The 17,642-nt window shown below is 71.4% G+C and carries 15 protein-coding genes and 1 pseudogene; 5 read left to right on the top strand and 11 right to left on the bottom strand.

Features of this window, described 5'->3' with window-relative positions; translation table 11 throughout:
- Positions 1-61 precede the first annotated feature (61 nt).
- A complete protein-coding gene (locus ACFYW7_RS19590) occupies positions 62-1,099 on the top strand; it encodes a lytic polysaccharide monooxygenase (RefSeq protein WP_389503874.1) in 1,038 nt (345 codons plus the stop codon).
- Positions 1,100-1,302: 203 nt separating this feature from the next.
- Here the strand turns inward: ACFYW7_RS19590 and ACFYW7_RS19585 are convergent, their stop codons facing one another.
- Together ACFYW7_RS19585 and ACFYW7_RS19580 are read right to left on the bottom strand one after the other, a co-directional pair.
- Entirely contained in the window at positions 1,303-2,163 is an 861-nt protein-coding gene (locus tag ACFYW7_RS19585) for an esterase/lipase family protein (RefSeq protein ID WP_389503872.1), read from the bottom strand.
- 169 nt (positions 2,164-2,332) lie between these two features.
- Positions 2,333-2,779: a MarR family winged helix-turn-helix transcriptional regulator gene (locus tag ACFYW7_RS19580; RefSeq protein ID WP_389503870.1), complete on the bottom strand. Its 447-nt coding sequence runs from the start codon at positions 2,777-2,779 to the stop codon at positions 2,333-2,335.
- A 105-nt stretch (positions 2,780-2,884) separates the two neighbouring features.
- Here ACFYW7_RS19580 and ACFYW7_RS19575 point away from each other — a divergent pair, with 105 nt between their 5' ends.
- On the top strand, positions 2,885-3,259 hold the full coding sequence (locus ACFYW7_RS19575; RefSeq protein WP_389503868.1) for a cupin domain-containing protein: 375 nt from the start codon (positions 2,885-2,887) through the stop codon (positions 3,257-3,259).
- 89 nt (positions 3,260-3,348) lie between these two features.
- Here the strand turns inward: ACFYW7_RS19575 and ACFYW7_RS19570 are convergent.
- From ACFYW7_RS19570 to ACFYW7_RS19545, 6 genes and pseudogenes are all read right to left on the bottom strand, one after another.
- Positions 3,349-4,145: pseudogene (locus ACFYW7_RS19570) on the bottom strand (hypothetical protein); the annotation flags it as partial.
- 213 nt (positions 4,146-4,358) lie between these two features.
- Positions 4,359-5,405: a S1 family peptidase gene (locus ACFYW7_RS19565; RefSeq protein ID WP_389503866.1), complete on the bottom strand. Its 1,047-nt coding sequence runs from the start codon at positions 5,403-5,405 to the stop codon at positions 4,359-4,361.
- Between the two features lie 629 nt (positions 5,406-6,034).
- Complete coding sequence (locus ACFYW7_RS19560; RefSeq protein WP_389504631.1) at positions 6,035-6,919, bottom strand: SPFH domain-containing protein; 885 nt, start codon at positions 6,917-6,919, stop codon at positions 6,035-6,037.
- Between the two features lie 164 nt (positions 6,920-7,083).
- Positions 7,084-7,986 (bottom strand): S1 family peptidase, encoded by a 903-nt coding sequence (locus ACFYW7_RS19555; RefSeq protein WP_389503864.1) that lies wholly within the window; start codon positions 7,984-7,986, stop codon positions 7,084-7,086.
- Positions 7,987-8,249: 263 nt separating this feature from the next.
- Positions 8,250-9,032, bottom strand: a complete 783-nt coding sequence (locus ACFYW7_RS19550; RefSeq protein WP_389503862.1) for a DUF1684 domain-containing protein — start codon at positions 9,030-9,032, stop codon at positions 8,250-8,252.
- Positions 9,033-9,376: 344 nt separating this feature from the next.
- Positions 9,377-10,633 (bottom strand): DUF5685 family protein, encoded by a 1,257-nt coding sequence (locus ACFYW7_RS19545; RefSeq protein ID WP_389503861.1) that lies wholly within the window; start codon positions 10,631-10,633, stop codon positions 9,377-9,379.
- Between the two features lie 289 nt (positions 10,634-10,922).
- Between ACFYW7_RS19545 and ACFYW7_RS19540 the strand changes: the two genes are divergently transcribed.
- Positions 10,923-11,360, top strand: a complete 438-nt coding sequence (locus ACFYW7_RS19540) for a cell division protein SepF (protein WP_389503859.1) — start codon at positions 10,923-10,925, stop codon at positions 11,358-11,360.
- Between the two features lie 50 nt (positions 11,361-11,410).
- Here the strand turns inward: ACFYW7_RS19540 and ACFYW7_RS19535 are convergent, their stop codons facing one another.
- Complete coding sequence (locus ACFYW7_RS19535; RefSeq protein WP_389503857.1) at positions 11,411-12,601, bottom strand: acyl-CoA dehydrogenase family protein; 1,191 nt, start codon at positions 12,599-12,601, stop codon at positions 11,411-11,413.
- A gap of 170 nt (positions 12,602-12,771) precedes the next feature.
- On the bottom strand, positions 12,772-14,391 hold the full coding sequence (locus ACFYW7_RS19530; RefSeq protein ID WP_389503854.1) for an MFS transporter: 1,620 nt from the start codon (positions 14,389-14,391) through the stop codon (positions 12,772-12,774).
- Positions 14,392-14,647: 256 nt separating this feature from the next.
- Between ACFYW7_RS19530 and ACFYW7_RS19525 the strand changes: the two genes are divergently transcribed.
- Both ACFYW7_RS19525 and ACFYW7_RS19520 read left to right on the top strand, forming a co-directional pair.
- On the top strand, positions 14,648-15,829 hold the full coding sequence (locus ACFYW7_RS19525) for a glycosyltransferase family 39 protein (RefSeq protein ID WP_389503850.1): 1,182 nt from the start codon (positions 14,648-14,650) through the stop codon (positions 15,827-15,829).
- Positions 15,830-16,078: 249 nt separating this feature from the next.
- A complete protein-coding gene (locus tag ACFYW7_RS19520) occupies positions 16,079-17,116 on the top strand; it encodes a phosphatase PAP2 family protein (RefSeq protein WP_389503848.1) in 1,038 nt (345 codons plus the stop codon).
- A gap of 165 nt (positions 17,117-17,281) precedes the next feature.
- On the opposite strand, the gene ACFYW7_RS19515 is transcribed toward ACFYW7_RS19520, so the two are convergent.
- Positions 17,282-17,497: an I78 family peptidase inhibitor gene (locus ACFYW7_RS19515; protein WP_389503846.1), complete on the bottom strand. Its 216-nt coding sequence runs from the start codon at positions 17,495-17,497 to the stop codon at positions 17,282-17,284.
- Positions 17,498-17,642: the final 145 nt, after the last annotated feature.

Below are 17,642 nucleotides of genomic sequence, written 5' to 3'. Positions count from 1 at the left end.
CCCGCACGGAACGCCGTGCGCGACTCTCCCCAAGCATCAGAACCGTTCGAGGAGTTCCCCCATGTCCGCACGCCGCAAGGCCGCCGGCGCCGCCGTCCTCGGCATAGCCCCGCTCGCCCTGTCCGCGCTGGCCGCCGCGCCCGCCTCGGCGCACGGCTCCATGGGCGACCCGGTGAGCCGGGTCGCCCAGTGCTACGCGGAGGGCCCCGAGAGCCCCCGGTCGGACGCCTGCGCGGCGGCCGTCGCGGCGGGCGGCACCCAGGCGCTCTACGACTGGAACGGCATCCGCATCGGCGACGCGAACGGGCGCCACCAGGAGCTGATCCCGGACGGCAGGCTGTGCAGCGCCGGCAACGAGGAGTTCAAGGGACTCGACCTGGCGCGCTCCGACTGGCCCGCGACGAGCGTGAGCGGCGGCTCGTACACCTTCAAGTACCGGGTGACCGCACCGCACAAGGGCACGTTCAAGGTCTACATCACGAAGGCCGGGTACGACCCGTCCGGGCCGCTCGCCTGGGGAGACCTGGACCTGGCGCACCCGGTCGCGACGGTCACCGACCCGGCGGCCTCGGGCGGCTTCTACACGTTCTCCGGGACCCTGCCGGAGCGCTCCGGCAAGCAGCTCCTGTACGCGGTCTGGCAGCGTTCGGACAGCCCGGAGGCCTTCTACTCGTGCTCCGACGTCGCGTTCGGCAAGAGCGGCGACGACGCGGGCGGCGGCACCGCTCCCGCGCCGAGCGCCTCCGCGCCCTCGGACGAGCAGATCGAGGAAGGCGGCGACAGGTCGACCGTGGAGCACGACGGCCACGGTGACGACGACGCCGGTACGTCGGCGGAGCCCACCGCGGGTGCGAGTGCCGCCGGGGCCGCGGACGGCGCGGAGGACGGGGACAACTCCGGTACCGAAGCCGCCGGTTCGGACTCCGCGGAGAACCGGCCGGACGCCGCGGGCTCCTCCGGGAGCCTCGCCGAGACCGGCGGTGACCCCGCCACCTCGTACCTCGCGATCGGCGGCGCGGCCGCCCTGGGGCTCGGTGCCGCGGCGCTGTTCGCGTCGGTGCGGCGGCGCGCGGTACCGGACGGCCGACGCGGCCGCTGAGGACGGCGGGACGGCGGGACGGCGGGACGGCGGGACCGAACGACTCCGGGGGCTGACCGGCGGCTCAGGCCGGACAGCCCCCGGCGGTGTGCTCGCCGCCCGCGCTCCGTCCGTGCGGGGAACGCGTTCCCCGCACGGACGGAGCGGCGATCACGCCGGTGTGCCGCATCGGGCAGCCGCGGACGAGCCGTCCGCGGGCCCGGTCAGCTGAACGCGGAAGCGCAGGTGCTGGCGGAGGCGTGCGCCGGGTCGAGCGCGTTCGCCACCTCGTGGTACGCGATCCGGTCGAAGATCCCGATGGCCACGTGCTCGGAGAGGTCGAGCGCGCACAGGTTCTGCAACAGGACGTTGTTGACGTCGGATCCGGTCAGGTATTCCGACCCGTGCGGCGTGACCACCTCGTCGTGCCGGGTGGCGATGACCGTGTAGTGGACGCCGGGAACGGTGTCGCCGCCCGCGTTGAGCTTGGTCATGAACGCGGAGCCGGCGACCTGGTCCGCGAGTCCCGGGGTCGCCGTGGACAGCAGGTCCCCGGCTCCAGGGAAGTACGGCAGCAGGTTGGCGAGTCCGTTGAGGGTCGTGCCGTGGTTGTCGGGTGCGAGCCCGACGAGGGCGTTCACCTTGGCGGCTCCGCCGAGGAACTTGAGGTAGTAGCGGGGCATCATGCCGCCCTGCGAATGGCCGACCAGGTCGACCTTCGCCGTGCCGGTCGCGGCGAGCACCTTGTCGACGAAGACCTGGAGCTGCGCGGCCGACTTGTCGATGGGGCCGAGGCCGTTGAAGAAGGGGACGCCGGGCAGTTGTCCGTAGTCGAGGGAGAAGACGCAGTACCCGCGGCTCGTCAGGTAGGGCGCGAGAGCCAGCCAGTTGTCGATGGAGTTGCCGAAGGTGCCGTGCACGAGGACGACCGGGCGGGGATGACCGGCCGACGGCTTGCAGGAGTAGTTGTTCCAGCCACTGCTGGGGGCGGACTCTGCTTGGGCTGTGGCGGCGGGGACGACCGCGACCGCGGCTGTCAGGAGGAGCGCGGCCAGGGGTCTGAGCACTCGCTTCCAGGGCAGCATCAAGTAATCTCCTTGCGGCTCAAGGGAGTTGTGGGGGTGACGCCCTGTGATCCGGATCACGAGGATGCTGTTCACTCGTCAAGTTACGGCCGAGTAGCAGAAGTGTGAAGTTACGCGTCAGTAAAAACTTCCAGTGATAACCACAACGACTGCCCAGGTCGACCGTCCGTCACCAGGTGGGCCTGATCGGACCGTAGGGCGCGATGGTCACCAGATACGCGTACAACGCGCGCATCTCACCCTCTCCCAGCAACTCGGCCCACACCCGTACGGCGTCCGCCGCCGCCGCCTCCGCCGCGCGGGTGACGGCCCAGCCGAGATCGGTCAGCACGAGGAGCCGGGCGCGGGCGTCGTCGGGGTGCGGCCGCCGCTCGACGTACCCCTTGCGGACGAGTTCCTCGACGAGCTGACCGGCGGCCTGCTTGGTGACCCCGAGATGGGCGGCGAGGTCGGTGGCCGTCGCCCCGTCCGGCGCGAGCCGCGCGAAGGCGAAGCCGTGCGCGGGCCGCACCCCCTCGAATCCCCGGGCGACCACGCCCTCGTCGATGCGTTGCGTCAGCTCACCGGCGGCGGCGAGCAGGGCGGCGGACAGGGCCATGGCCTCGGAGTTCTGCACCCACGCATTGAAACACCCTCGGCGAAGCAGTCAATCGGCTTGACTATATGGCTCGCACTTTGGTCAACTTGCTTGACCAAATATTCGTCGACCCAGGGGGTACCCGTGCCAGTCGTCCGCTCGTCCGAAGCCGTCGTCCACGAGATCCACGGCGGCCGTTTCCTCTCGTACGCCTCTCCACGCAGCGGCAGCGAGGAGCTGTGCGCCTGGCGCACGGAGATCCCCGCCGGCCTCAAGGCCCCGGCGCACACCGTCGACCGCGAGGAGATCTTCCACCTCCTCTCCGGAGAACTGCTGGTCACACTCGACGGCCACACCGAACGGATCACCGCGGGCGACACCGCGATCATCACCCCGGGCACGACCGTCGGCATCGAGAACCCGGGCCGGGAGACAGCCGTCTCCTGGGTCACCACCTCCATCGGGCTCCGGGCCGAAATGGCCGACGGCTCGGTCCTCACCCCGCCCTGGGCCAACTAGGCCCTGCCGGCCCAGGCCCCCGGTGCGACCACAGGGGGCGGGAGTCCGTTCCAGGGGGACGGACTCCCGCCCCCTCCCCCGCGCCGAGGTCACGCGGCCGGCGTTCCCGGTCCGATCGCATGCGGACCGAACCTCGCCCGCGCCCGGTCCGCGGCCTCCTCGACGCGGCGGACCTTCTCGTCGACCGGATCGAAGGTGAGCCGGTGGGAGGCGCGCGCCGCGGGGACCAGCCCCGCTGCGCGCAGGACGACCGAACGGACCCGGACGCGCTGGAGGCCGAGCGCCTCGCACATGCGGTACGCGGCACCGGTCAGCGCCGAGGAGTGGGCGGTCGGTTCCACGAGGGTGCGGCTGCGGGTGGTCGCGGAACCGTCGGCGTAGCGCACGGTCAGGGTCGGGGTGCGGCAGACCTTCCCAGGGCGCGCAGCCGGGCGCCGGGCCCCTCACCCGCGCCGGGCAGCGCACGGCGATGCCGGGAAGGATCCGACTCGTCACGCGGGAAGGGATGTTCCGCGACCAGAAGGGGAGTCCCTCCGGTGCCGGCGCGGCCGAGGGCCTGCGGGAGCGAGGCCGCGTTCGGCACGACCCGGCCGCGGTCGACGCCGGACGCCTTCTCGCGCAACTCCCGGCCGGCCCGGGCACCGGTGAGACGCTGGAGCGTGGACAGGGGCGCGGCCGCGACCTTGCCGATGGTGTCGAGGCCGTACTCGCACAGGGTGCGGGCGGTGACACCGTCGACGCCGGGCAGCGCGGAGACGGGCCGGTCGGCGAGGAACTCCGTCATGGCATCCGGCCGTTCGGGAATCGCGCGGATCATCCCGGGTACGGCGTCCCGCAGCGCCATCCGCGCGAGCATCGGCCCGGGCCCGGCGCCGATCACGCGGTCTGTGCGATATCGATTCGAGCCGCTCCCACCTGCGCAAGCACTCCCCCGGAGCCCCTCGGGGCGTCCTCGGCCTCCGCGGGGCCGTCCCGGAACCCCCTTCGCGGCCGCCCCGCACCCCGAGACCCGGAAGCCCCCGGCCCCCGCGGCGTGCGCGGGGGCCGGGGGCTCCGTCGGACCAGGGCTGACGTCGGCCCACCCGGGCTCCGAGGGCCGTCAGCCGATCTGGGCCCCGAAGGCCGAGAGCGCCTCGGTCACGGGCTGGAAGAAGGTCTCGCCGCCCGCGGTGCAGTCGCCGCTGCCGCCGGAGGTGAGGCCGATCGCGGTGTCGCCGGAGAAGAGCGAGCCGCCGCTGTCGCCGGGCTCGGCGCAGACGTCCGTCTGGATGAGACCGTTGACGACATCGCCGTTGCCGTAGTTCACGGTGGCGTCCAGGCCCTTGACCGTGCCGTCGTGCACCTGGGTCGTGGAACCGCTGCGCGTCACCTTCATGCCGACGGTGGCGTCGCCCGCCTTGGAGATGGACTGCGAGGAGCCGTTGTACAGGTCGACCTCGCTCGGGTGATCCACGCTTCCCGTGTACTTGACCAGTCCGAAGTCGTTGTCGGGGAAACTGGACTGCTCGTTCGTGCCGATCTGCTTGCCGCTGGAGTCCGACCAGGTGGAGATCGACTCGGTGCAGTGCCCGGCGGTGATGAAGTACGGCTGCCCGTCCTTGACCACGTTGAAGCCCAGCGAGCAGCGTCCGCCGGAACCGCTGATGGCGTCACCGCCGGCGATGAAGGGCTTGAACTCCCCCTTCGTCCGCCGGAGTTCCGCCTTGGCGCCGAGGCCGTCGACAACCTTGACGAGTCTGGCCCACTCGGCGTCGGAGACCGTGCGGTCGGCGGTGACGACGACCTTGTCGGTCCTGGGGTCGGTCGCCCAGGACGTGCCGGGGACGGTCGCGTCCTCCTTGAGCGTATCGCGCGCGCCCTTCAGATCGGCGAGGGAGTTCTCGACGATCCGGGCCCTGGCGCCGGCCTCCGTGACGGTTTTGGCCGCGCTCGCGTCGAGCACGTTGACGACGAGGTTCCGCGACTTCGCGTCGTAGTACGTTCCCGCCGCGTCGGCGCCCAGGTCCTCCCCGAGCGTCGAGGCGAGCTTTCCGGCCGCCATGACGGAGAGGGTGTGCGGCACGGCGGCCTTCGGGGCCTCGCTCGCGTTCGCAGTCTGGAAGGTGATTCCGGCGACGACCAGTGCGGCGACACCCGCACCCGTCATGACGGCACGCCTCTTGGGTATGCGTCGGTGCTTCAACTCACGTCCTCCTGTGGGGGGCGGCCCGGGAGGTTGTGGGGACCCCCAGAGCCGGAAGGCGTACGGACATGGACCCCGAACACGGCAGAAATGCCGTTCCGTCGCGTCCATGCCAGTTGTTCCTCGCCCACTATTCCGAGACGCACAGGCAACACACAAGGTCGACTTCAGGACGCGTGTACGACAACGGTCCTACCCGTCCTACGCCTTGACTGTGTGTGGTCACGCCCCGTGGATTCGCAGTGCAAACACTCCCCGCGCCCCCTGGAGGCGTGAACCGCGAGGTCTAGTCCTGTCTTGTTTCCGACCCGCCGGAGGCCTGATCCAAGACCGGAACGACCGGCTCCCCCGGGCCGGCGGACGGCTCCGCGCCCCCGGCCGCTCGGGCGGGACCGCCTGCCGGGACCCTGCCGACCACCCGGACGGGACCGCCTCGTGCGGTCCCGCCGACCGTCAGGACACGGCCGACCGCCGAGAGGCGACGGACCGTCAGAACACGCTCGACCAACGAGAAACGACGGGCCGTCAGGACACACCGGCGGTACGGACACGATCGGTCGTCGAAACCCGGCGGACCGCTCGGGCACGGTCGGCTACTCAGGCCCCGTCGGCTGGTCGGGCAGAGTCGGCCGCTGAGGCCCGGTCGGCGGCTCGGGCAGAGTCGGCCGCTCCGGCCCGGCAGACCGCTCGGGCACGGCCTGCTGCTGAGGTCCGGTCGGCTGCTGGGCCCGTTCCAGGAAGCGGAGCAGTTCCACAGGGAAGGGCAGGACCAGGGTGGAGTTCTTCTCCGCCGCGACGGCCACCACCGTCTGCAACAGGCGCAGTTGGAGCGCGGCCGGCTGTTCCGACATCACGCCGGCGGCCTCCGCCAGCTTCTTGGACGCCTGCAACTCCGCGTCCGCGTTGATGATCCGGGCACGCCGCTCCCGGTCGGCCTCGGCCTGCCGGGCCATCGACCGCTTCATCGTCTCCGGCAGCGACACGTCCTTGATCTCGACCCGGTCGATCTGCACGCCCCAGCCGATCGCCGGACTGTCGATCATCAACTCCAGCCCCTGGTTGAGCTTTTCGCGGTTGGACAGCAGCTCGTCCAGATCGCTCTTGCCGATGATCGACCTGAGCGAGGTCTGCGCCATCTGGGAGACCGCGAAACGGTAGTCCTCGACCCGGACGACCGCGTCGGCCGCGTCCACGACCTTGAAGTAGACGACCGCGTCGACGCGGACCGTCACGTTGTCCCGGGTGATGCCCTCCTGGGCCGGCACCGGCATCGTGACGATCTGCATGTTGACCTTGCTCAGCCGGTCGATGAACGGCACGACCAGCGTGAAGCCGGGGCCGCGCACCTCGGAGCGCAGCTTGCCGAGCCGCAGCACCACGCCCCGTTCGTACTGTTTGACCACACGGGCACCGGCCATCACGTAGACCAGACCCACGGAGACCACGGAGACTCCCGCCGCGACCAGTTCCTCGACCATCACGGCCCCCCAGGGTCCGACGTGGGCGCATCAGGCATGTACAGCGTGCGCTTCGAAGGTAACTCCGTCACCGGAGCAAGGGCGAGCCCCCGCACGCCGATCGCGTGCGGGGGCTCGCCATCTGCTGTCGGCGGGTACGACTGTGGGGGGTGTGTACTCGCCGGTCAGTAGACGTGGACCCCGTAGGCGCTGAGGGCCTCGGTCACGGGCTGGAAGAACGTCGTACCGCCGGAGGAGCAGTTGCCGCTGCCGCCGGAGGTCAGACCGTAGGCCACGGTGCCGCCGTAGAGCGAGCCGCCCGAGTCACCGGGCTCGGCGCAGACCGTGGTCTGGATCATGCCGTAGACGATGTCGCCGGAACCGTAGTTGACCGTCGCGTTGAGCGCGGTGACCCGGCCGCTGTGGATGCCGGTCGTGGAGCCGCGACGGTAGACGGTGGTCCCGACGGAGGGCGTGGCAGCGCTGGTGATGTCCTGGCTGCCGACCGCGCCCGACTTGGCGACGGACGTGTTCGTGTAGCGCACGATGCCGTAGTCGTTGGTCGGGAAGCTGGAGCCCGCGGTGGTGCCGAGCGTGGTGGTGTGCCCGGAGTTGGACCACCAGGTGCCCGCCCCGTCGGTGCAGTGACCGGCGGTCAGGAAGTAGTAGTTCCCGCTGTTGTCCTGGACGTTGAAGCCGAGCGAGCAGCGCCAGCTACTCGCATAGATGGCGTCGCCGCCTGCGATCAGCTTGCTGAACTTGCCCGCGGTGTGCTTGATCGTGAGGGCATCCGCGTTGAGGCCGGCGTCCTGCTTGATCTGCGCGATCTCCGCCTTCGAGACCGTGCTGTCGACGGTGACGACCACGCGGTTCGTCTTGGCGTCGACCGCCCAGGCGGTGCCCGCGATGTCGGACTGGAGTACCGACTTGTTGGCACTGCTCAACTGGGTGGCGCTGAAGGTCTGGGCGTCGGACGCGTTGGCGCTGGGGATCGCGAACGCTGCCGCGGCGACGAGTCCGGTGGTCACGGCGATCAGCCGGCTCCGTCTCGCCATGCCGCTGCGGGGGGTGGTGCGCTTGATCCTCACGTTTCATTCCTCCAAAAGGAAGTAAGGGGCCCTCGAGTTGTGGGGTTGGGGCCCGTGAGGCGCAGCCGGGAGCCTCCTGTCCGGATTCCGGATAAGCCATGCTCCTGACAAGCGCTGAGGGGGAGTATTCGGTGGCACGGCCGACAGGCGCAAGGGCGCCTTTCGGCCGTGCAGCGTTCAACTTGCCTTCTTGTCAAGGAGGTTGATCATCGGACCACTGGAGGCCGCGGATTCCCCCCACGTCTCCGGACGCCTCCGGGGTCTCAGGCCAGTCGACGCTCCCCCGCGGCGACGGCCACGCCCAGCGTGTTTCCGGGCGGTGGGAACGGACAGACGAAATGGTCGGCGAACGCGCACGGCGGGAGCACGGCACGGTTGAAGTCCACCGTCGTGAGCCCCTTCGCGTCGGGCGCCGCCGGGCGCAGGAACCGGAAGCGGTAACTGCCGTCCCCGCTGGTGGTGTCGGCGAAGACGGCCCACAGCGAGCCGTCGCTCTCGACCGACACCTGGAGGGTGAGGTCCTGCCCGTCCAGGGTGAAGGCGAGGACTCCGCCGAGCGCGAGCCCGCGGGCGACTCCGTCGGCGTTCTCGACCCGCACGGTACGGCCCTCGCCGTACGGGGTGAAGTGCCCGGGCACCGACCAGCGTTCGTCGTAGGGGGTCGCCTCGATGCCGGCGAAGGCGTGCCGGGCGGGTGCGTCGGGGTCGTAGTCACGTACGCCCCAGATCCCCTCGCGCACCAGGACGACGAACCGCCGCTCCCCGCGCCCGGCCCGGGCTCCGTCGGCCGGCCCGTAGTCGGCGTCCAGCACGATCTCGCCGGTGAAGGGCTCCCCGTCGAGTGTGAGCCCGTCCTCCGGGGCCGCCGTCAGAGCCACTCCTTCACCTTTGACGGCCCATCGTCCCGGGATGTCCGGAAGTCGCCCTTCCGGATAGTCCTCGATCCAGTGGGTTCCGGTGAGCGCGAGCGGGCCGTACGGCGCGGACACCGTCGCGACACGGTGCTCCTGCCAGTGCTTCCAGTCCTCGGGTGCGTCCGTCGTCATGTGCCGAACCCTTCCACACGGGCTCGTCCCAGCCGGTGCGCGAGAGCGACGTGGTGCCGGTGTCTTCGCACGGCATCGCGACGGGCGCCCCGGCGGCCCGCGGCCCTCCGTCGCCCATCGGCGGGGAGGCGCGATCCCCCGCCCGGAGAGCGCGGTCGGGAGCGCCCCGGTCCGGAACGCTCCCGACCGACGGCCATGACCGGGGAACACGGCCCTCACCCCCGCCCGTGAGCGCCGACCCGCGGCGGCCCACCGTCACAACCCTGTGCCACAACCCGCCGTCACACCCCCGGCCCCGACCCGCCGTCACATCCCCGGCCCCGACCCGCGGTCACACTCCTCGGTCACACTCCGCAGTCACAACACGAGCAGCAATCACAGCAGTCGCACCCGTCGCAGCAACCGCAGTCGCAGTCACAGTTGTTGAAGCACCCTTCGCGCTTCTTGCGCGACCACGCTCCTTCGTATTCATCGGCGCAGCACACCTTGCAGGTGCAGCACAGCCCGATCGCCGCGGCGCAGCCGGCCCAGAATCCGCGCTTGCCCGGGGCCGGGGGCCGGACGGACGGCCCACCGCCGAAGGGATCGCCGCCGTACGGATTCCCGCCGTGCCGGGGCGGCGGCCCGAAGGAACCCTCGGGTCCGAGCAGGACCGCCGGACCGAGCGGACCGGGGGAAGCGCCGGAATCGGGAGAACCGAGGGAGCCCAACGTCACGGGCGGCCCGTCCGCCGCGTGCCCGCACCCCACCGTCCCGAACGCGCGGTCGACCGAGCGCCCCAGTTCGTGGGCGAGCAGCACATGCGCCAGCCGGCCGTCGGTGAACTCGGCCTCCCGCAGGGCGAGCCGTATGCCGCGCAGCGCGTCGTCGGCGAGCCGACGGGCCTCGGTGAGCGAGGTGCCGGTGGCCGTGAGCGGGTTCCAGGCACCCGCCGCGGTGTCGGCCTCCCGGTCCTCCACGGCGTCCAGCAGATGGGCGAGCCGACCGAAGAGCCGACCGGCCTCGGCCAGCGGCGCGGTGTTGCCGGGGCGGCCCGCGAGGACGGCGGTGTACGCGAAGGCCGCGGCGGTGGCGGTCTCGGTGGGTTCGGTGACGGTGAGGACCGGTGTTCCGAGGCCGGCCAGCGCCTCGATCCCGGTCTGCCGGTCCACCGCGTCGACGAGCACGGCCGTGTCGAAGCCGACGGCGGACCCCGCGCGCGCCCCGGCCCTGTCCCAGCTCGCGGCGACCCGGCGCGCGGCGACCGCCACCGGCCCGCGCGCCAGGAGCCCGTCCCCGTCGGCGACGTGGTCGCGCACCTTCGCGGAGGCGAGCACCAGCGAGACGGCGGCGGCGAGCCGCGCGCCCTCGCCCCGGGCGACGGAGGCGGTCCGCATGCCGCGCAGCGGACAGGGTCCGGCGGTGCGCCGCCATCCCGTCGCACGCTCGGCCTGAGCCTCCGTCAGAACCGATATCAGCAGCCCGTCGTAGTTGGTGACCACCCGCGCGAACTGGCCGTGGTCCCCGCGCAGTGCGAGACACAGCCCGCACAGATGGGCCATCCACTGCGTCTTGAGTCCCTCACCCAGGCGGTGACTGCATGGCCTCACGATTCCGAACACGACACTCCCCCGTGACACGTACGACGTTGAGGTGCGGCATCGTATCGACGGTCCCGTTCACCCGTACGCACCGCCCGTCACCCGATCGCCGCCAGAAATCATATTTCACTCTCAGTCAGCAGCCTTACCCCGTACGACCCTTGGGGCACGCGGGCTCTCGACGGATTCGCTGTGCACCAGTACCGTCACGAAACCCCAGCGCGGCGTCTATCCACTTGGCGCGACATCCGCATCATGGTCGACCATGGGGATGCGGAAGCACGAAAGACCGCTGTGAGAGGAGGCGTCCATGGGATCGGTGCGCAAGGCGAGTGCCTGGCTTGGCCTCGTCGACGACAACGATGACGAGCGTTACTACGACGACGACTACAACGAGGGTCAGGACTCCGGCAACGCCTGGGTCACCGACCCGCGCGTGAAGGTTGCTTCCGAGACGGCGGAGGAGAAGGGCCGCCGGATCGGCACGGTCACCCCGGACAGTTTCCGGGACGCACGCGGGATCGGCGAACTCTTCCGGGACGGCGTCCCGGTCATCATCAACCTCACGGCCATGGAGCCCGCCGACGCCAAGCGCGTGGTGGACTTCGCGGCCGGCCTGACCTTCGGACTGCGCGGCACCATCGAGCGGGTCGCGACCCGGGTCTTCCTGCTGACCCCCGCCCACACGGAGATCGTCAGCGGCGAGGCCGCGAGCCGCCCGGCGGACGGCTTCTTCAACCAGAGCTGAGGCAGGGCCGCTCACCGGCCCTGCCCTGCCGGGGCCCACGAGCGGGATCTTTACCTGAAGGCGTCGAGCCCGGTGAGCGCCTTGCCCAGCACGAGCTGATGCATCTCGACGGTGCCCTCGTAGGTGAGCACCGATTCGAGGTTCGTGGCGTGCCGCATCACGGGGTACTCCAGCGAGATGCCGTTGGCGCCGAGGATCGTACGCGAGGTGCGGCAGATCTCGATGGCCTCCCGTACGTTGTTGAGCTTGCCGAAGCTGACCTGCTCGGGGCGGAGCCGTCCCGCGTCCATGCGGCGGCCCAGGTGATGGGCGAGCAGGATCCCCTTGTGCAGTTCGACGGCCATGTCGGCGAGCTTGGCCTGGGTGAGCTGGAAGCCGCCGATGGGGCGCCCGAACTGCTCACGCGTCTTCGCGTACGCCACGGCGGACTCGAAGCTGGACCGTGCCGCGCCCATCGCTCCCCACACGATCCCGTAGCGCGCGTGCGACAGACAGCCGAGCGGACCCTTCAGACCGACGACGCCGGGCAGGACGGCGTCCTCGGGCAGTCGTACGTCGTCGAGGACCAGCTCGCTGGTCACGCTCGCCCGCAGTGACCACTTGTGCTTGATCTCGGGGGCGGAGAACCCGGGCACGTCGGTGGGCACGACGAAGCCGCGGATGCCGTCGTCGGTCTGCGCCCAGACGACGGCGACACCGGCGACGGATCCGTTGGTGATCCACATCTTGCGGCCGTTCAGGACCCAGTCCGTGCCGTCGCGCTTGGCGTGCGTCCGCATGGCGCCGGGGTCGGAGCCGTGGTCGGGCTCGGTCAGTCCGAAGCAGCCGATGGTCTCGCCGGCGGCCATGCCCGGCAGCCAGGCGAGCTTCTGCTCCTCGCTGCCGAACCGGTGGACGGCGTACATCGCGAGGGAGCCCTGCACGGAGACGAGCGAGCGGATCCCGGAGTCGGCGGCTTCGAGTTCCAGGCAGGCGAGGCCGTACTGCACGGCGCTCGCCCCGGCGCACCCGTACCCCTCCAGCGACATGCCGAGGGCGCCGATCGCGCCCAGCTCGCGCGCCAGCTCCCGGATCCCGGGCAGCTCGCCCTTCTCGTACCAGTCGGCGACGTACGGCAGCACCCGGTCGGCGGCCCAGTTCCGCACGGTGTCGCGGACGGCCAGGTCCTCCGCGTCGAGCAGGTCGTCGATCCCGAGCGGATCGGCGGGGTCGAAGGGCGGGAGCTTCGAGGACGCGGACATACGACAGCCTCCGGCAAGGTGATAACTAGCACCGCTAGTCAGAATCTCGGCCCGACGTTACGACGCGGTGTCCCGCAAGTCCAGGCCGCTGCGGCGCGCCCCGCGGGCGGGTCACCGGAGGGGCGGACGTCGGGGGAACGGCGAGGAGAGGGGGAAAGGCACGGGCTGACCTACGCGGAGACGCGGGTCTCGGCGACGTCCCGGGGGCCCGGGATCTCGGCCGGGATCGCGGCCGGACCCGTCTCGGGTACCTCGCAGTCCATGATCCTCGGCAGCCGCAGCGCCATCACGGCGCCCAGCAGCAGCAGCCCCGCGCTCACCAGCAGCGTCACGTGCAGTCCGTGCACGAAGGAGTTCCGGGCGGCCTGCCGCAGGGCGTCGCCGGACGCCCCTCCGAGGCGTGCCGCGACCTCGTACGCCTCCCCCAGCGAATGCCCGGCCGCCACCGAATCGGCCGCGGGGACCCCGGGCACGGAGGACAGTCCGGGCGCGTACGCCCGGTTCATGACGCTCCCCAGCAGCGCGATCCCTATCCCGGCGCCCAGCTGGTACGAGGTCTCGCCGATCGCCGAGGCGCCGCCCGCCTGTGCCTGGGGTGCCTCGCTCAGCATCGACTCGTACGCCCCGAAGAGGGTCGTCTCCAGACCGAAGCCGAGCAGCACGAAGCCGAAGAGCAGCAGCGTGGTGTTGTCGTTCTGGCCCATCGCGGTCAGCGTGACCACGGCCGCCGCGGTGAGGCAGAAGCCGAAACAGACCATCGCGCGCGGCCCGAACCGGCGCAGCAGCTTCGCCCCCGCGAGCCCGGCGGCCATCGCCGCGACGGTGAGCGGCAGCAGCCGCAGTCCGGTCTGCAACGGTGAGAGTCCGAGCACGAGCTGCAGGTACTGCGCGGCGATCAGTTCGAGGCCGACCAGGGCGAGCATGGCGAGGACGATGCACCCCACCGACGTACTGAAGGCGGGCCGCGAGAACATGCGCAGGTCCACCAGGGGATGCTCGCGCCGCCGCTGGCGCCGTACGAAGCCGGCCGTCAGCACACCGCCGACGAGCAGCGGCGCCAGGGTGAGGGGGCTGAAGGGGGCCTCGCCGCCGCCGAGGCGCTTCACCCCGAGGACGAGTCCGAACAGGCCGGCGGCCGCCATGAGCGCCCCGACCACGTCCCAGGGACCGTCACGGTCACCGCGGGACTCGGGCAGCAGCAGCCGTCCGACCGGCAGGCTGACGATCATCAGCGGGATGTTGATGAGGAAGACCGATCCCCACCAGAAGTGTTCGAGGAGGAAGCCGCCGAGCAGGGGGCCGACCGCCGCGCCGACGGCCGCGACCGCGCTCCAGATGCCTATCGCGAGCGCCCGTTCGCGCCGGTCGGGGAAGACCTGGCGCAGGATCGACAGGGTGGCGGGCATGATCATCGCGCCGCCGACCCCGAGCAGGGCGCGGGCGCCTATCAGGACCTGGGCGTTGTCCGAGAGGGCGGCGACACCGGAGGCGACTCCGAAGAGGGCGTACCCGAGGAGGAGGACACGGCGGCGGCCGACGCGGTCACCGAGCGTGCCGAAGAGGATGAGGAGCGAGGCGCAGACGAGCGGATAGACGTCGACGATCCAGAGCAGTTCTATCGCGCCGGGCTTCAGGTCCTCGGTGACGGCCGGCACCGCGACGTGGAGCACGGTGGCGTCGAGGGCGACCAGCAGCAGGCTGACGCACAGCACGACGAGGACGACCCAGCGGTTGGCACCGGCCCCGGTCTCCCGACGGCATCGCGCAGCGGCCGTGGTCGTCCCGGACATGTACGTACCTCCAGAGGTTCCCTCGCGATCGGCGGATCCGCAGGGTGGGGACTCCCTGGGGGCTGCGGCCCGAAGAGTGGAATCCCGGGCCCACGCAACAAAGGCGAGTGAGCCGTCAGCGTACGCGAGTTCCCCCCGATGACACGTGGTGGACCTCTCACGTTCTCCGGCCGCGGGTGTGGTGTACGCCACGCTCCCGCACGTCGCCACGCCCCGCGCGGCAGCCCGGTTACCGGGCCCGCCGATAATCGGCCCCGTGACCGATCTCGAGACGCCCGTCGCGACACCGCCCCGCGCGAGCGCCCTGCGCCGTGCCGCACCCGCCCTCCTCGGGTACGCGGCCGTCCGCGCCCTGGGCCTGCTCACCCTCGTCGTGTGGAGCGCGGCGCGGGGCACGAGCGCCCACCGGCTGCTGTCGGCGCGCTGGGACTCGCTCTGGTACACCCGGGTCGCCGAGCTCGGCTACGGCTACGAGGTCCGCCTCCCGAACGGCGACGTGCACGCGAACCTCGCGTTCTTCCCTCTGCTGCCCTGGCTGGAGCGACTCGGGGCGGCCGTGACACCGCTGTCGTCCGCGGACACCGGCCTGCTGGTCTCCGCGGTGGCCTCGCTCGCGGCGGCGTGGGGGATCTTCGCGGTCGCCGACCACCTCCACGGCCGCCGGGCCGGAGTGTGCGCCGCGCTGGTGTGGGCGGTCCTGCCCATCGGCGTCGTGCAGTCGATGGCGTACAGCGAGTCCCTGTTCACGGCGCTCGCCGCGTGGTCGCTCTACGCGGTGCTGACCGGCCGCTGGCCGACGGCGGGCCTGCTCGCCGCGCTCGCCGGGCTGACCCGGCCGGTGGGGATCGCCGTGGTCGCGGCCCTGTGGGTGACGGCGATTACCTCGTTCGTGGGAGAACGCCGGCGGAACGGAAGCACGCCCGGGACGGACGGCGCACGCGTGCGGGAGCGCGCCCTGGGCATGATCATCGCGCCGCTCGGCGCCGCCGGTTACGTGCTGTGGGTGGGCCACCGGACGGGGAAGGGACCGCTGGGCTATCTCGACGTCCAGGCGGGCTGGCGCAACGGCTTCGACGGGGGGTACGCCTTCGCCCGCTTCGTCGCCGGGAAGCTCGCCTCCTTCCCGTCCGCCCTGGCCGGCCTCGGGCTGATCCTCGGCGTCGCGCTGCTCCTGTGGCTCTACGTGACCTGCGTCCGGCAGGGGCAGCCGCTGCCGCTCCTCGTCTACGCGGGGGTCGTGGTCGCGCTCGCCCTGTGCGCGTCGAGCTACTTCGGCTCGAAACCCCGCCTCCTGCTGCCCGCCTTCCCCCTCGTGCTGCCTCCCGCGCTGGCCCTGGCCCGGCTGCGCACCTCCAGGTCGGCGCTGGTGCTCGGGTGCGCCGCGGTGGCGTCGGCGGCCTACGGGGCCTTCTGGCTGAACGGCTCGGGTCCTCCGTGACCGGCCCCGGCGGGGCCCGCGGGGGCCGGTGAGCGGCCGGATAATTCCACACCATCATTCGGTGAACGAATATATAAGCGCCATAAAACCGAAGCCCCGCGAGATCAAAGGAATTAAAGGTTCCGCGTACCAGGGATTAGGGATTCATTGGAAATGAACATGATCCTGAGAGGAATCCCACATCACATCGTCATCACAAACCGAGTGAATCGTCCTGGAACGCAGCTCACTCGCTGTAACGTCGATTGGGTGCGTACCGAACGAAACCTCACCCGTCTGGACCGGGTCTTCGCCCGGCTGGACCGTGAGCCGGAACGGCCGGCCAACATCGACGTGCCGAGGATGAGTCGGCACAGGGTCGTCCTCTTCGCGGCGACCCTGGCCTTCTACCTGGCGATCGTGTGGGCCGTGGCGATCACGTCGTGGCTGGTCCGGTTCGACTGGCAGGTCATGTTCTTCCGGCCCTACCAGCAATGGCCGGAGATCCACGCGTTCCTGGACTACTACGTGGTGCTCGGCCAGCGCGGCCCCACCGCCGTGATGGTCGCCTCCTGGCTGGGCTGGCGCGCCTGGCGGCAGCACACCCTGCGTCCCCTGCTCACCCTGGGCGCGTCCCTGCTGCTGCTCAACCTCACGGTCGGCGCCGCGAAGCTCGGCATGGGCCGTCTCGGCCCGCACTACGCCATCACCATCGGCTCGAACGAGATGGGTCTGGGCGGCGATATATTCCCTTCCGGCCACACAGCGAACGCCGTCGTGACCTGGGGAATCCTGGCCTATCTGGCGTCGACCCCGAGAGCCAGGCGCTGGCTCTCGGCCCTGTCCGCCGTGACCTCCCTGGGCGTCGGCCTCACCACCGTGTACCTGGGCACGCACTGGCTGAGCGACGTCCTGCTGGGCTGGGCCGCAGGCCTGCTGATCCTGCTGGCGCTCCCCTGGGTCGAGCCGCTGATCGCCCGCGCCGAGGCCCTGATCTTCTCGCTGCGCGACATCTGGCGCGCCCGTCTGCGCGGTACGGCACCCGCGCCCCTGCCGGTACCGGCCCCCTCTCCGGTCGGCGTACCCGTCATGGCCACGCGGCCCTCCGCCGTGGACGGCGAGGTGCCGGCCCGCGAGACCGTCGCGTCCCGGCCGGGCAGGTCCTCCGTCCACCTGGCCCCGGGTCCGCACACCGCCCGCTCGGAGCGCACCCCGGTCACACCGGTGGGCAGCCGTCGCCCGCCGCACCCGGACCGCGCCGCGCGCGCCGCCACGGCCGCGACGGCTCGCCCCCTAGCCGGCGGCTGAAAGAGCGCGGGGTCGGTACGCACAGACTCTCCCCGCACCGCGAAGGCCCCGGCTCATCGAGCCGGGGCCTTCGCGCTTCCCGTCGCGGCGTCCGGTGTCAGGTCACGTTCCATCGGGGCGGCGACACGACCGTGACCCGGCTCCCGCGCGGGCCTTCCGTGGTGCTCAGCCCTTCCAGCAGCGCGTCACCGTGCCGTCCGTGACCTCGAAGTTCAGCCGCCCCACGAGGTACTCCATCGTGATGATCGCGCCGGGCGGCAGCGAGCGCACCGAGGACCATCCGCGCTCCCGCGCGCGCTCCTCCGCCCCGCCCACCTCCAGCCCGACGTAGCTCTCCGGACTGTCCTGCGGCTCTGCGTGTGAGGGGTGAATGGGTGCCATGACCGCCACGTTAGGCGGCGCGTCCCGGCGGTGGAAGCCCGATCGGCAACCATGCGTCACCTATCCGTCGCCGGTCACACTTTTGTCACAGGATCACGACACGTGTTTCGCCGAACTCCGTCACACGCATGAGGGGCCCGCTACG

It is taken from the genome of Streptomyces sp. NPDC002580 (assembly GCF_042889485.1).
In the GTDB taxonomy this organism is placed as follows: Bacteria; Actinomycetota; Actinomycetes; order Streptomycetales; family Streptomycetaceae; genus Streptomyces.
The sequence above is the reverse complement of the archived record's forward strand: the minus strand, read 5'-3'. Positions and strand labels throughout refer to the sequence as shown.